Below are 12,568 nucleotides of genomic sequence, written 5' to 3' on the forward strand. Positions count from 1 at the left end.
CGGGTTGATCGGAATTTGACCGGAATCAAGCGTCGCGATGCTTGTGCTGGCAGTCGCTGCAAACACCGCTCAGTTCGACGACCTGGTGGCGCACTTCGAAGCCGTGCGCGGGCGGGCTCGCGGAGAGCGTCGAGGCGAGTTCGTCGCCGGGAATTTCGAGCGTCGCGCCGCATTCGTCGCAGATCAGGAACTGGCTTTCGTGCGGCTGGCCGACATCGCAGCACGCGAAGAACGCGTTCTTCGATGCGATCCGGTGTACGAAGCCGTTCTCCACCAGGAAGTCGAGCGCGCGATAGATCGTCGTGGGCGGCACGCGCCCGCCGCGATGCGGCTCCATCGCGTCGATCAGGTCGTAGGCGCCGATCGGTTTTTGCGCGCGCAGGACGAGTTCGTAGACCTGGCGCCTGAGCGGGGTGAGCGCGAGGCCGCGTTCGGCGGCGAGCCGTTCGGCTCGCGAGAGCATCTGTTCGTAGGACGCGGACATGAGATTTCGAGGTAGGTGAGCGAGCCGTCAGCGGCGTCGGAATTTACCGAGATGATATAACGTATCACTCGCTTCTGCATGCCGAACTTGCGTGGCACGACCTCGCCCGAAATGCCTGTAACCGCGCTGTCAGCCGCGCCAGCAGGGGTTTTCCCGGGGACGACGGGATTGCGCGCCGCAGCATCGAAAGATCGCAACGCGCCTTGACAGCGCTCGATGCGTCACCGATCATTCGATCAAAGAGAGAGCAATTGTTCGCGTGCAGAGCGTTCGCTCAGTGCGACGACCGGAAAAATATGAACTCGGAGACAGCCTTGAAACTGCAAGACAAGGTCGCGATCATCACCGGAGCGGCGAGCGGCATCGGTGAGGCGGTTGCCAGGCGGTATCTCGACGAAGGCGCGAAAGTCGTCGTCGTCGACGTAAAGGACGAAGGCGAACTGGCACAGCGTTTCACCGCCATCGCCGACCGCGTGCTCGCCTTGCGCGGCGACGTCACGAAGCGCGAAGACATCCAGCGCATTGTCGATTCGGCCGTCGAGCGCTTCGGCGGCGTCGACATCCTCTTCAACAACGCGGCGCTCTTCGACATGCGCCCGATCCTCGACGAATCCTGGGACGTGTACGACCGCCTCTTCGCCGTCAACGTGAAGGGCATGTTCTTCCTGATGCAGACGGTCGCGAAGCGCATGGTCGAGCAGGGACGCGGCGGCAAGATCATCAACATGTCGTCGCAGGCGGGACGGCGCGGCGAGGCGCTCGTGTCGCACTATTGCGCGACCAAGGCGGCGGTCATCAGCTATACGCAGTCGGCGGCGCTCGCGCTCGCGAAGGAGCGCATCAACGTGAACGGCATTGCGCCGGGTGTCGTTGATACGCCGATGTGGGAGCAGGTCGATGCGCTCTTCGCGAAGTACGAGAACCGGCCGCTTGGCGAGAAGAAGCGGCTCGTCGGCGAGGAGGTGCCGCTCGGCCGCATGGGGCTTCCCGCCGATCTCACCGGCGCGGCGCTCTTTCTTGCATCGGCGGATTCGGACTACATCACGGCGCAGACCCTGAACGTGGACGGCGGCAACTGGATGAGCTGATTGCGCGCGTCGGGGCGCGCGTAAGCGCTGCCCGCCGTGCCATCAGGCTTCGCTTCACTTGAATGCCTTCTTGCGCCGTCTATATTGGAACGGCGCAAGACCGAACGACGGTCGGAACGCAGTCGAACGGCGGCGCACGCCGCTACTTGCATCGGTAACTTGCACCGCGAGTTTGCATCATCAGGCAGCTTTGCCGGCAACACGTACAGGGAGTCGCAACGCTATGCGCCTCATGCACGCCGAGGCGCGTGAATACGCATCAGGCCAACCCACACTATCCATAACCAACCGCATCGAGCCTGCAAACAGGCAAGCCACGCAGCACGAGTGCCCGTGCTCACGAAAAAGGAGACGAAACAACATGAAACGCGCCCAATTCAACGTTCGAGCATTGCAGGGCCGCACGACGGCTGCCCGCACGCTCGCCCTTGCCGCCTTCGCCGCTGCCGCGCTCGGTTCCATGACAGCGAAGGCCGCCACGACCGTCACGGTCGCCACGCTGAACAATCCGGACATGATCGAGCTGAAGAAGCTCTCCCCGGCGTTCGAAAAAGCGAATCCCGACATCCAGCTCAAGTGGGTGATTCTGGAGGAGAACGTACTGCGCCAGCGCGCCACGACCGACATCACGACCAACAGCGGCCAGTTCGACGTGGTGACGATCGGCACCTATGAAGCGCCGCTGTGGGGCAAGCGCGGCTGGCTCTCGCCGATCAGCGGCCTGCCCGCGTCCTACGATCTCGACGACGTCGTGAAGACCGCCCGCGACGGTCTCTCGTACAGTGGCCAGCTGTACGCGCTGCCGTTCTATGTCGAAAGCTCGATGACCTACTACCGCAAGGACCTGTTCCAGGCGGCCGGTCTCAAGATGCCCGATCAGCCGACCTACGACCAGATCAAGCAGTTCGCCGACAAGCTCACCGACAAGTCGAAAGGTCAGTACGGCATCTGCCTGCGCGGCAAGGCGGGCTGGGGCGAGAACATGGCGTTCGTGTCGACGGTGGTGAACACCTACGGCGGCCGCTGGTTCGATGAAAACTGGAAAGCCCAGCTCGACTCGCCCGAGTGGCAGAAGGCGGTCAGCTTCTATGCGGACCTCCTGAAGAGCGACGGCCCTCCGGGAGCCAGCTCGAACGGCTTCAATGAAAACCTCACGCTGATGTCCTCGGGCAAGTGCGCAATGTGGATCGACGCGACGGTCGCTGCCGGCATGCTCTACAACAAGGCGCAGTCGCAGGTGGCCGACAAGATCGGCTTCGCTGCGGCGCCGGTCGCGGTGACGCCGAAGGGTTCGCACTGGCTGTGGTCGTGGTCGCTCGCGATCCCGAAGACGTCGAAGTCGCAGGACGCGGCGAAGAAGTTCATCGCGTGGGCGACGTCGAAGGAATACATCGAGATGGTCGGCAAGGACGAAGGCTGGGCGTCGGTGCCCCCCGGCACGCGCAAGTCGACTTACGCGCGTCCCGAGTACAAGCAGGCAGCGCCGTTCGGCGACTTCGTGCTGAAGGCGATCGAATCGGCCGATCCGAACGATGCGTCGCTGAAGAAGGTGCCTTATAGCGGCATCCAGTTCGTCGGCATTCCGGAGTTCCAGTCGTTCGGGACCGTCGTCGGGCAGTCGATCGCGGGCGTCGTGGCCGGCCAGACTACCGTCGATGCTGCACTGAAGGCCGGCAACGCCACCGCCGACCGGGCGGTGAAGCAGGCGGGTTACCAGAAATAAGTACGGAAGTCGTTGCTGTAACCCAACGCAGTGAAGCGGGCCGCGCACGACTGAGAGCGCGGCGAGGCCCGCGCATCATCGAGAGGTGACACGATCATGAGTCAACTGAATCCCCCCATGACGGACCACTACGCCGAGTCTGCCGCCGAGCGCGACAAGCGCCGCGCGAAGTCGGTCCGCTGGCTCATCACGCCGTCGACCGGACTGCTGTTCCTGTGGATGGCGATCCCGCTCGCGATGACGATCTGGTATTCGTTCTCGCGCTACAACCTGCTCAATCCCGATGTCAAAGGATTCGCCGGCTTTGACAACTATCATTTCCTCGCCACCGACCCGGCGTTCGGCCCCTCGATCGGCCACACGCTGACGCTGATCGGCTCGGTACTTGCGATCACCGTGATCGGCGGCGTGCTGCTCGCGGTGCTGTTCGACCGCAAGTTCATCGGCCAGGGCATCGCGCGGCTGCTCGTGATCGCGCCGTTCTTCGTGATGCCGACCGTCAGCGCGCTGATCTGGAAGAACATGATCCTGCATCCGGTGTATGGGCTCATCGCGCAGGGCATGCTCGCGCTCGGCATGCAGCCGATCGACTGGTTCGCGCAGTATCCGCTCTTCGCGGTGATCATCATCGTGGCGTGGCAGTGGCTGCCGTTCGCGTTCCTGATCCTCTTCACGGCCATTCAATCGCTCGACCAGGAACAGAAGGAAGCCGCACGCATCGACGGCGCGGGTCCGTTCGCGATGTTCTTCTTCATCACGCTGCCGCACCTGAAGCGCGCGATCGCGGTCGTGGTGATGATGGAAACCATTTTCCTGCTGTCGATCTTCGCTGAGATCTACACCACGACGGGCGGCGGTCCCGGCACCGCGACGACCAATCTGTCGTACCTGATCTACGCGCTCGGCCTGCAGCAATTCGACGTCGGCCTCGCGTCCGCCGGCGGCATTCTCGCGGTCGTATTGGCGAACATCGTCGCGTTCTTCCTCGTGCGGATGCTCGCGAAGAACCTGAAAGGGGAGTACGAGTCATGAGCCATCCCGTTACCGCAACCACTTCCGTGCCGGTCCTGGACACGGTCAAGCGCGCCATCCCGGGCATCTTCGCGTGGTTCTTTGCGATCCTGCTGTTCTTCCCGATCTTCTGGATGACCATCACGGCGTTCAAGACCGAGCAGCAGGCGTATGCGTCGTCGCTGTTCTTCACGCCGACGCTGGAGAGTTTTCGCGAAGTGCTCGCGCGCAGCAACTACTTCGGCTTCGCCCTGAACTCGGTGCTGATTTCGCTCGGCGTCACCGTGCTGTGCCTCGTGCTCGCCGTCCCGTGCGCCTACGCGATGGCCTTCTTCCCGACCCGGAAGACGCAGAAAGTGCTGCTGTGGATGCTGTCGACCAAGATGATGCCGTCGGTCGGCGTGCTGGTGCCGATCTACCTGCTGTGGAAGAACACGGGTCTCCTCGACACCGTGACCGGTCTCATCATCGTCTATACGCTCATCAACCTGCCGATTGCCGTGTGGATGGCGTTCACGTACTTCAATGAAGTGCCGCGCGACATTCTCGAAGCAGGGCGCATCGACGGCGCGACGACCTGGCAGGAAATCGTCTACCTGCTGATGCCGATGTCGCTGCCGGGACTCGCATCGACGGGCCTCCTGCTCGTGATCCTCTCGTGGAACGAGGCGTTCTGGAGCATCAACCTGTCGAGTTCGAACGCGGCGCCGCTGACAGTGTTCATCGCGTCGTATTCGAGCCCTGAAGGGCTGTTCTGGGCGAAGCTCTCGGCGGCGTCGCTGCTCGCAGTCGCACCGATCCTGATCGTCGGCTGGCTGTCGCAGAAGCAACTCGTGCGCGGTCTGACCTTCGGCGCCGTGAAGTGAGGCCGGCCTCGTGGACCTGAACCTCACTTCAAGCCCGGCCGAGCACGCGGATCGCCTGATGATCTGCGACTGCGACGGCGTGCTGATCGACAGCGAGGCCGTCGCGGGCCGGGTGCTGGTGGAAGAACTGCACGCGCTCTGGCCGGGCGTCGATGTCGAGCCGGTCGTGATGCCGCTGCTCGGCCTACGGATCGAAGGCGTGCTCGCGGGCACGGCCGACACGCTCAATCGCACGCTGACGCACGAGCAGATCGACGCCATCCGCCGCGCGGTCGAGGCGGCGGCCGTAGAGGCACCGCCCGTCGCGGGCATTGCCGAGGCGCTGGCAGCAATCCCACTGAGGAAGGCGTGTGCGAGCAACAGCTTCACGCCGTATGTCGAGACTGTGCTCAAGCGCACGGGCCTCGTGCGCTTCTTCGGCGAGCGGCGGTTCTGCGCGGACATGGTCGAAAACCCCAAGCCCGCGCCCGACGTCTACCTGGCCGCGGCACGCACGCTCAGGGTGTCGACGGCGCACTGCCTGGTGGTCGAGGACAGCGTGACGGGCGTCACCGCGGCGACGGCGGCGGGCATGGCGGTGCTCGGCTTCATCGGCGGCGGGCACGCGACGGAGGGACAAATCGATGCGCTGCGGCGCGCGGGCGCGAGCGTCGTCTTTGATGACATGAAGCGGCTGCCCGCGCTCGTCGGCGAGTGGTTGCAGAACGCGACTTTCGAAATTCGTTAGGGGCCGGGGCAACGGCCCCAATGGCCCTACTGGCCTTATCGGCACCGGATGCATGGGAGACACATCATGGCAAGTCTGACCTTACGCGGCATCAACAAGCGCTACGAAGAAACCGAGGTGATGAAGAACGTCAACCTCGATATCAGCGACGGCGAGTTCGTCGTGTTCGTCGGCCCGAGCGGCTGCGGCAAGTCGACGCTGATGCGGATGATCGCGGGACTCGAGGACATCAGCGCCGGCGATCTGATGATCGACGGCACGCGCGTGAACGAACTGCCGCCCGCGAAGCGCGGCATCGCGATGGTGTTCCAGTCGTATGCGCTTTATCCGCACATGACGCTCTACGACAACATGGCGTTCGGCCTCAAGCTCGCGGGCGAGAAGAAGCCCGCGATCGACGCGGCGGTAAAGAACGCCGCGAAGATCCTGCACATCGACCACCTGCTCGACCGCAAGCCGAAGCAACTGTCGGGCGGACAGCGGCAGCGCGTCGCGATCGGTCGCGCGATCACGCGCAAGCCGAAGGTCTTTCTCTTCGACGAGCCGCTCTCGAACCTCGACGCCGCGCTGCGCGTGAAGATGCGCCTCGAATTCGCTCGCCTGCACGACGAGCTCAAGACGACGATGATCTACGTGACGCACGACCAGGTCGAAGCGATGACGCTCGCGGACAAGATCGTCGTGCTCTCGGCGGGGAATGTCGAACAGGTGGGCACGCCGAACCAGCTTTATCACGCGCCGGCGAACAAGTTCGTCGCGGGGTTCATCGGCTCGCCGAAGATGAATTTCCTGAACGGCACGGTCACGCAGGTGATGACCGACGGCGTGCTCGTGAAGTACGCGACCGGCGAGACGCAACTGGTCGCGGTCGAGCCGGGGCCGGTGAAGGTCGGCGATGCGGTGACGGTCGGCATCCGGGGAGAACATCTGCACGCGGGCACGGCGGCGACCGTCGAGCATGGCGTGTCGAGCACGACGATGGCGGTCGAATCGCTCGGGGATGCGGCCTATCTCTATGCGGAGACGCCGGTCGCGCCGGACGGGCTGATCGCGCGGATTCCGCCGCTCGAACGGCACTCGCGCGGCGAGACGCTCAAGCTCGGCGCCACGCCGGAGCATTGCCATCTGTTCAACGCGGAAGGGCAGGCGTTCAAGAGGAAGATCATCGAGGTGTTGTCCGCGGCCTGATGAGCGCGTGAAGCGCTGGTCGTTCGCCGACTTTCGGTGTCGAGCGGGGCTGAACAGGATCGAAGCGCCTGGACTGCATTGCGGCCAGGCGCTTTTGTCTTCTGTTCCGCATTCAGCCATGCTGCGAGAGCGCAATGCGGCGCCGCATCCATGGAGCAAGGCCCGAAGCGCACCTTTTGCAAAGGGTGCAAACCATGGGCGCCTCACGCCTCCAGCGCTGCCCTCGCGCAAAGCTCGTCGGTCACGAGCCCCGACAGCCATTTGCCCTTCAGCGTCGCGATCAATGCTTCCCGCTTTCTCTGTCCGCCTGCAAACCCGATCGTCGGGCGCTTTGGCGGCGTATCCAGCCGCAGGCTCGTCACTCGCGCGCCCGTCGTCGAATTTACCCGCGCGCCGTCGGCATCGATCGGCAGGCCGAGCAGTTCCGCCACCGCGCCCGCCTGCATCAGCTCCTTCACTTCGGCCGACGTGATGAACCCGTCCTCATGCAGCGGACAGTTGATCCCCACGTTGCCGATCCCGACGAACGCCACATCGGCCTTCTGCGCGAGCGCATCGACGATTCGATAAAGCCGGTGATTGCACCACTGCGCGCGCTCGGCTTCGTTGTCGGCCATGAGCGGCGCGGGCAGCATGAAGTGCTTGCCGCCGGTCTTCTCGGAAAGATGTTGCGCGACGTCGTAGCGATTCGACGATCCATCGTGCGCAATCGCGCCCACCATCGACACGAGCCGATGCTGCGGCCGGTCGAGTTGCCCGATCTGCGCGACGGCGGCCTTCAGCGTCCGGCCGCTGCTGATCGACACGACGAGCGGCTTTTCCTCGACGAGAAAGCGTTCCATCACCTGCGCCCCCGCGACGGCGAGCTTGCGGTCGACCTGCTCGCTGGTATCGCCGTCGATGGGCACGACTTCGCACATCGAAAGCCCGTAGCGCTTCGACAACTGCGCCGCAAGCGAAAGGCAATCGGCGATCTGATGATCGACGCGCACGCGGATCAGATTCTTCTCGACCGCAAACGCGACGAGCCGCTGCGCGACCGGCCGCGAAATCTGCAGTTTCTCGGCGATCTCGTTCTGCGTGTTGCCCGCGACGTAGTAGAGCCAGGCGGCTCGCGTCGCGAGATCGAGTTTTTCGTTGGACTTGGGCACGGTGTCGTCGTTGTCGTTGCGCTCGCGCCGCCGAAGCGGGCGCTCACCTAGTTATTGTTATTGTGCCTCGCGTGTGGCCGCGAGCGGCGGTCGGGCCGCCGTCAGATCGCGGCCGTGACGAATTCCGCTGCCCGGCTCACGCGAGCCGCGGACGCGCCGGATCGAAAAGCGGCCGCACATGCTGATACAGCTCCCGGAAACCCTTCAAGCGTTGGCGAAGCAATTCATGTCGTTCCTGGTCAGGCCTGAACTCGTCCTTGACGGGCGGTTTCGCGAGCACCGTCGCCGGATCGCCGCCCGCCGCGAGCCAGCCGAGCCGCGCCGCGCCGAGCGCCGCGCCTGTCTCGCCGCCGCCGTGCGTGCGGGTCGTCGTGTCGAGCGCGTCGGCAAACATCTGCCCCCAGTACGCACTGCGCGCGCCGCCACCGAGGAGCGACAGCGCATGCGCCTCCGTGCCGCCCGAGCGCAACGCGTCGAGGCCGTCGGTGAGCGCGAGCGTCACGCCTTCCAGCACAGAATAGCCGAGCAGGGCGCGGTCGGTCGCGTGCGTCATGCCGAAGAACACGCCCTGCGCGAACGGATCGTTGTGCGGCGTGCGCTCGCCGCTCAGGTACGGCAAGAAGAGCGGAGCGATGGCCGTCGATTCCGGCCCGAGCGCGGCGATTTCGGCGAGCAGTGTCGGTTCGTCGGTGGAGGTGAGCTTGCAGACCCAGCGCAGGCAGCTCGCCGCCGAGAGGATCACGCTCATCTGGTGCCAGCGGTCGGGAATCGCGTGGCAGAACGCGTGCACCGCCGACGCGGGATTCGGCCGGAAGCGGTCGCCGACCACGCACAGCACGCCCGACGTTCCGAGCGACAGGAAGCCGTCGCCCGGTTCGGTCGCGCCGATGCCGATCGCGCTCGCGGCGTTGTCGCCGCCGCCTGCCGCGACGATCACGCCGTCATGCAGGCCCAGCTCGCGCGCGAGTTCGGGAAGCAGCGTGCCGGACGGCTCGCTGCCTTCGGCTAGCGCGGGCATTTGCGCACGCGACATGTCGCAGGCGGCGAGCAACTCGTCGGACCAGTCACGGCGGGCGACGTCGAGCCAGAGCGTGCCGGCCGCATCCGATGGATCGGAAACCTTCGTGCCCGTCAGGTGCAGGCGCAGATAGTCCTTAGGCAACAGCACGCAAGCGGTCTGCCGGAAGATTTCCGGCTCGTTGTGCGCGACCCAGAGCAGCTTCGGCGCGGTGAAGCCGGGCATCGCGAGATTGCCCGCGATGCGATGCAGTTCCGGCGCGCGCTCGGTGAGTTCCGCGCATTCCTTGTCGCTGCGCATGTCGTTCCAGAGGATCGCGGGACGCAGCACGCGATCGTTCGAATCGAGCAGCACGGCGCCGTGCATCTGCCCCGAGAGGCCGATGCCGCGCACTTGCGCGAACTCGTCCGGAAACTTCTCGCGCAAGGCGAAGAGCGCGGTGCGCGTGCCTTCCCACCAGTCGAGCGGATTCTGTTCCGCCCAGCGCGGCTTCGGCCGGGACACGGAGAACGGCGTGCCCGCCGTGCCGATCACGCTGCCGTCGCTCGCGAGCAGCAGGACTTTTACTTCGGAGGTGCCGAGGTCGATACCCAGATACATGAACGAACCCTTATCGAAGGCGAAAGGCGATGGTGGAAGCCGCGACCCGCTAATGTAGCGCCGCGTCCCGCGTTACGCCATGAGCATTAGAACGGAGCCCGCAGGCTCCGCTTGCCGGTGTGAGCGCCTGAAAGCGCGGGCGGATCAGGCGCGCCTTTCCAGCCATCCGTCGGCGCGTGCGACGGCGGCGCGCAGCACGCGCTCGAGCCCTTCCGACGCGGCCATGCTGCCCCACAGCAGCTTGTCGCTCGCGAACGCCTTGAGCGGATCGGGCGAGGCGAAGAAGCCGTGTGCGACTGCCGGGTCCATCACGCCGTCCTGATAGGTGTAAGGCAGCTTGCCCTCGTGCCAGCGTTCGAGGAAGCGGAAGAAGAGCGCGGGCAGGATGGCGGTCGCGTTCGGATCGACGTTGCGGGCGAAGCATTCGGAAAGCGTCGGCGCGATGAAGCCGGGCAGCTTCGAGAAGCCATCGGCGGCGACGCGCTGGTTCGTGTCCTGGATATGCGGATTGCTGAAGCGGTCGAGCACGACGTCGCGATACTTCGCAAGATCGAGCGGGCTCGGCGTGAGGCACGGAATCACGTCTTCGGTGACGTAGGCCTCGGCGAACGCGCGGATCCCGGGATCGAGCGTGCCTTCGTGGATATATTGCAGCCCGACGAGCGTCCCCGCCCACGCGATGCAACTGTGGCTCGCGTTCAGGATGCGGATTTTTGCTTCCTCATACGGCAGCACCGACTCGACCAGTTCCGCGCCGACCTTTTCCCACGCGGGCCGCCCCGCGCAGAAGTGATCCTCGATGACCCACTGGATGAACGCCTCGCCCATGATCGGCGAACGGTCGTCGAAGCCGGTCGCGGCCTTCACGCGCTCGCGCACGTCCGGTGTCGGACGCGGCGTGATGCGGTCGACCATCGAATTCGGACACGACGTGTTCGCGGTCATCCAGTCCCGCAACGCGGTCTCGCCGCGCAACTCCAGGAATTCGAGCATGCCGGCCTTGAAGCGATCGCCGTTGCTGCGCAGGTTGTCGCAGTTCTGCAGCGTGACCTTGCCGGCGTTGCCGTTCATGCGTGCGTCGAGAATCGCGGCGAGCGCGCCGTAGATCGTCGTGCGCGCGCCTTTCAGGTCGGCGGCGAGATCGGGATTGGCGGTATCGAGCCGGTCGTTTTCGTCGAGGTAATAGCCGCCTTCCGTCACGGTGAACGACACGATCTTCGTTTCGGGCGCGGCGCCCGCGACGACCAGCGCGTTCAGATCGGCGGACCAGGGCACGACCTGTGTGATCGCCTTGACCGTCTCGTACGCACGCTCGCCCTGCGGCGTCACCGTTTCGAGCGTGTAGGCGCCGTCCTGGGCCGCGAGCGCTTCGAGCACGGCGTTCATGTCGCCGCGAATGTTGCCGACGGTCAGCGACCAGCGCGTGTCGCCCGACTCGATCAGCCGGTGCAGGTACCACGCCTGATGCGCACGGTGAAACGATCCCGCGCCGATGTGCAGGATCACATCGGCGGCCGCACTGCGTTCGCTAGTCATGTCTGTCGTCCTCTGAATGGAAGCGTCCGTCGATGGCGTCCGCTGTTGTGCGTCGATGCCGGCGAGGAGTTCGGTTCCAGATGGCCGGTGATCGATCAATTGCTCTCGTTGTGAGCGAATGATCGTATCCGGATCGCGGAAAGTCAAGGCGCCTTGCAGCACGTCGAGCGTTGCAATGCGGCAGGAAACATCGGGGAAACGGCGGCGCGCACGCGTGACCTGAACGCTGCGATCGTTGCGTCGCACAACGATCGTTTGAAACGACCCCGACGCTCAGCGCGAATTTGCCGGATGCGCGTCGAACACAGGGCCTTGCACGAAGCGCACGTCGAATTGCTGGAGAGCGTCGAACTGCGCTTCGTCGACGACGTGACTGAAGATGAGCGGAATGCGCAGGCGGCTCGCGTAGCCGACGAGATGCTTTACCACCGAATCGCGCAGTGCCGACGCCGCATCCATCTTGATGAAGTCGAGCCGCGCCATCTCCGACACCGACATGATCTGCCCGGCGTTCGGAAGATTGCCCGCGACCTTGAAGCCGTAGCGCTGGTAGCTCTTCGTCAGATAGCCGAGAAACGTCTTGTGCGCGACGGCCGCCGCCGGCAGTTCGATCACGATGCGCGAAGGATTGAGCCCGAAATCGATCAGCACGGACGAGAAGTGCAGCCCGTGATCGTATTTCACGCTCTTCAGGAGCCGTTCGTGGACGCGCAGGAACAAGAGGCCCGGCCGCTGCGTCCCGAAGAAATTGAACGCGTGCAGGGCGCGCGACAGGCGATCCAGCTCGACCAGTTCCCGATCGTCTTCGATTTGCGCGAACGGATCGTAGGACTCGCCCCCGCCGACGAGCGTCAGCGCCTGCATGCCGAGTTCGTCGCCGAAACGCTCGGCGCTCTCGGGCGACGCGGAGAGCGTCTGCGGAAAGCTGTGCGTGCCGACATCGAAGATCGGTTCGTAGGCGCTCGCGAGCGTGCCGTCGTGGTAATGCGCGACGGCCACGCCGCCATGCTCGCAATCGCCGAGCGCGATATGCGCGCCGAGAAACGGATGTGTCGCTGCTTTGGAGACGAGTTCGGGGACGGTCGGCGCGATCATTGTGTACGTAGCTTTGGGCAGGGCGCGATGCCGGATGCGATGACGCAGCGAGGCATCCGTCGATGGTAGCAGCGCGCGGCG

General features: G+C 64.8%; 11 protein-coding genes. 6 read left to right on the forward strand and 5 right to left on the reverse strand.

Features of this window, described 5'->3' with window-relative positions; genetic code table 11:
• Nucleotides 1-25: 25 nt before the first annotated feature.
• Complete coding sequence (locus AWB81_RS20210; protein ID WP_062638328.1) at nucleotides 26-484, reverse strand: Fur family transcriptional regulator; 459 nt, start codon at nucleotides 482-484, stop codon at nucleotides 26-28.
• A gap of 314 nt (nucleotides 485-798) precedes the next feature.
• Between AWB81_RS20210 and AWB81_RS20215 the strand changes: the two genes are divergently transcribed.
• From AWB81_RS20215 to AWB81_RS20240, 6 genes are all read left to right on the forward strand, one after another.
• Nucleotides 799-1,572 (forward strand): L-iditol 2-dehydrogenase, encoded by a 774-nt coding sequence (locus AWB81_RS20215; RefSeq protein ID WP_062638329.1) that lies wholly within the window; start codon nucleotides 799-801, stop codon nucleotides 1,570-1,572.
• A 361-nt stretch (nucleotides 1,573-1,933) separates the two neighbouring features.
• On the forward strand, nucleotides 1,934-3,295 hold the full coding sequence (locus AWB81_RS20220; RefSeq protein WP_087135079.1) for an ABC transporter substrate-binding protein: 1,362 nt from the start codon (nucleotides 1,934-1,936) through the stop codon (nucleotides 3,293-3,295).
• 96 nt (nucleotides 3,296-3,391) lie between these two features.
• Entirely contained in the window at nucleotides 3,392-4,327 is a 936-nt protein-coding gene (locus AWB81_RS20225; RefSeq protein WP_062638330.1) for a carbohydrate ABC transporter permease, read from the forward strand.
• Nucleotides 4,324-5,172: a carbohydrate ABC transporter permease gene (locus AWB81_RS20230; protein WP_062638331.1), complete on the forward strand. Its 849-nt coding sequence runs from the start codon at nucleotides 4,324-4,326 to the stop codon at nucleotides 5,170-5,172. Before AWB81_RS20225 ends, AWB81_RS20230 begins: the two co-directional genes overlap by 4 nt.
• Nucleotides 5,173-5,230: 58 nt before the next feature.
• Nucleotides 5,231-5,899, forward strand: a complete 669-nt coding sequence (locus tag AWB81_RS20235) for an HAD family hydrolase (protein WP_062638332.1) — start codon at nucleotides 5,231-5,233, stop codon at nucleotides 5,897-5,899.
• Nucleotides 5,900-5,965: 66 nt separating this feature from the next.
• Nucleotides 5,966-7,087, forward strand: coding sequence for an ABC transporter ATP-binding protein (locus AWB81_RS20240; protein WP_062638333.1), 1,122 nt, complete (start codon nucleotides 5,966-5,968; stop codon nucleotides 7,085-7,087).
• 203 nt (nucleotides 7,088-7,290) lie between these two features.
• Here the strand turns inward: AWB81_RS20240 and AWB81_RS20245 are convergent, their stop codons facing one another.
• The 4 genes from AWB81_RS20245 to AWB81_RS20260 form a co-directional block, all read right to left on the reverse strand.
• Complete coding sequence (locus AWB81_RS20245; protein ID WP_062638334.1) at nucleotides 7,291-8,238, reverse strand: sugar-binding transcriptional regulator; 948 nt, start codon at nucleotides 8,236-8,238, stop codon at nucleotides 7,291-7,293.
• A gap of 136 nt (nucleotides 8,239-8,374) precedes the next feature.
• On the reverse strand, nucleotides 8,375-9,856 hold the full coding sequence (xylB, locus tag AWB81_RS20250; protein WP_062638335.1) for a xylulokinase: 1,482 nt from the start codon (nucleotides 9,854-9,856) through the stop codon (nucleotides 8,375-8,377).
• A 144-nt stretch (nucleotides 9,857-10,000) separates the two neighbouring features.
• The gene (gene dalD, locus AWB81_RS20255) at nucleotides 10,001-11,392 is read right to left on the reverse strand and encodes a D-arabinitol 4-dehydrogenase (RefSeq protein WP_062638365.1); all 1,392 of its coding nucleotides are present in this window, start codon (nucleotides 11,390-11,392) and stop codon (nucleotides 10,001-10,003) included.
• A gap of 273 nt (nucleotides 11,393-11,665) precedes the next feature.
• Nucleotides 11,666-12,487 carry an EAL domain-containing protein gene (locus tag AWB81_RS20260; RefSeq protein ID WP_062638366.1) on the reverse strand — a complete coding sequence of 274 codons (822 nt, stop codon included), beginning with the start codon at nucleotides 12,485-12,487 and terminating at the stop codon, nucleotides 11,666-11,668.
• Nucleotides 12,488-12,568: the final 81 nt, after the last annotated feature.

Source organism: Caballeronia arationis (assembly GCF_001544975.2).
GTDB classification, from domain to species: Bacteria; Pseudomonadota; Gammaproteobacteria; order Burkholderiales; family Burkholderiaceae; genus Caballeronia; species Caballeronia arationis.

Excerpts from the sequence above, each read along its gene's own strand:
- dalD (WP_062638365.1), bottom strand. The coding sequence starts at position 11,392 with ATGACTAGCGAACGCAGTGCGGCCGCCGATGTGATCCTGCACATCGGC.
- AWB81_RS20210 (WP_062638328.1), bottom strand. The coding sequence starts at position 484 with ATGTCCGCGTCCTACGAACAGATGCTCTCGCGAGCCGAACGGCTCGCC.
- AWB81_RS20220 (WP_087135079.1), top strand. The coding sequence starts at position 1,934 with ATGAAACGCGCCCAATTCAACGTTCGAGCATTGCAGGGCCGCACGACG.
- AWB81_RS20225 (WP_062638330.1), top strand. The coding sequence starts at position 3,392 with ATGAGTCAACTGAATCCCCCCATGACGGACCACTACGCCGAGTCTGCC.
- AWB81_RS20240 (WP_062638333.1), top strand. The coding sequence starts at position 5,966 with ATGGCAAGTCTGACCTTACGCGGCATCAACAAGCGCTACGAAGAAACC.
- xylB (WP_062638335.1), bottom strand. The coding sequence starts at position 9,856 with ATGTATCTGGGTATCGACCTCGGCACCTCCGAAGTAAAAGTCCTGCTG.
- AWB81_RS20230 (WP_062638331.1), top strand. The coding sequence starts at position 4,324 with ATGAGCCATCCCGTTACCGCAACCACTTCCGTGCCGGTCCTGGACACG.
- AWB81_RS20235 (WP_062638332.1), top strand. The coding sequence starts at position 5,231 with ATGATCTGCGACTGCGACGGCGTGCTGATCGACAGCGAGGCCGTCGCG.
- AWB81_RS20260 (WP_062638366.1), bottom strand. The coding sequence starts at position 12,487 with ATGATCGCGCCGACCGTCCCCGAACTCGTCTCCAAAGCAGCGACACAT.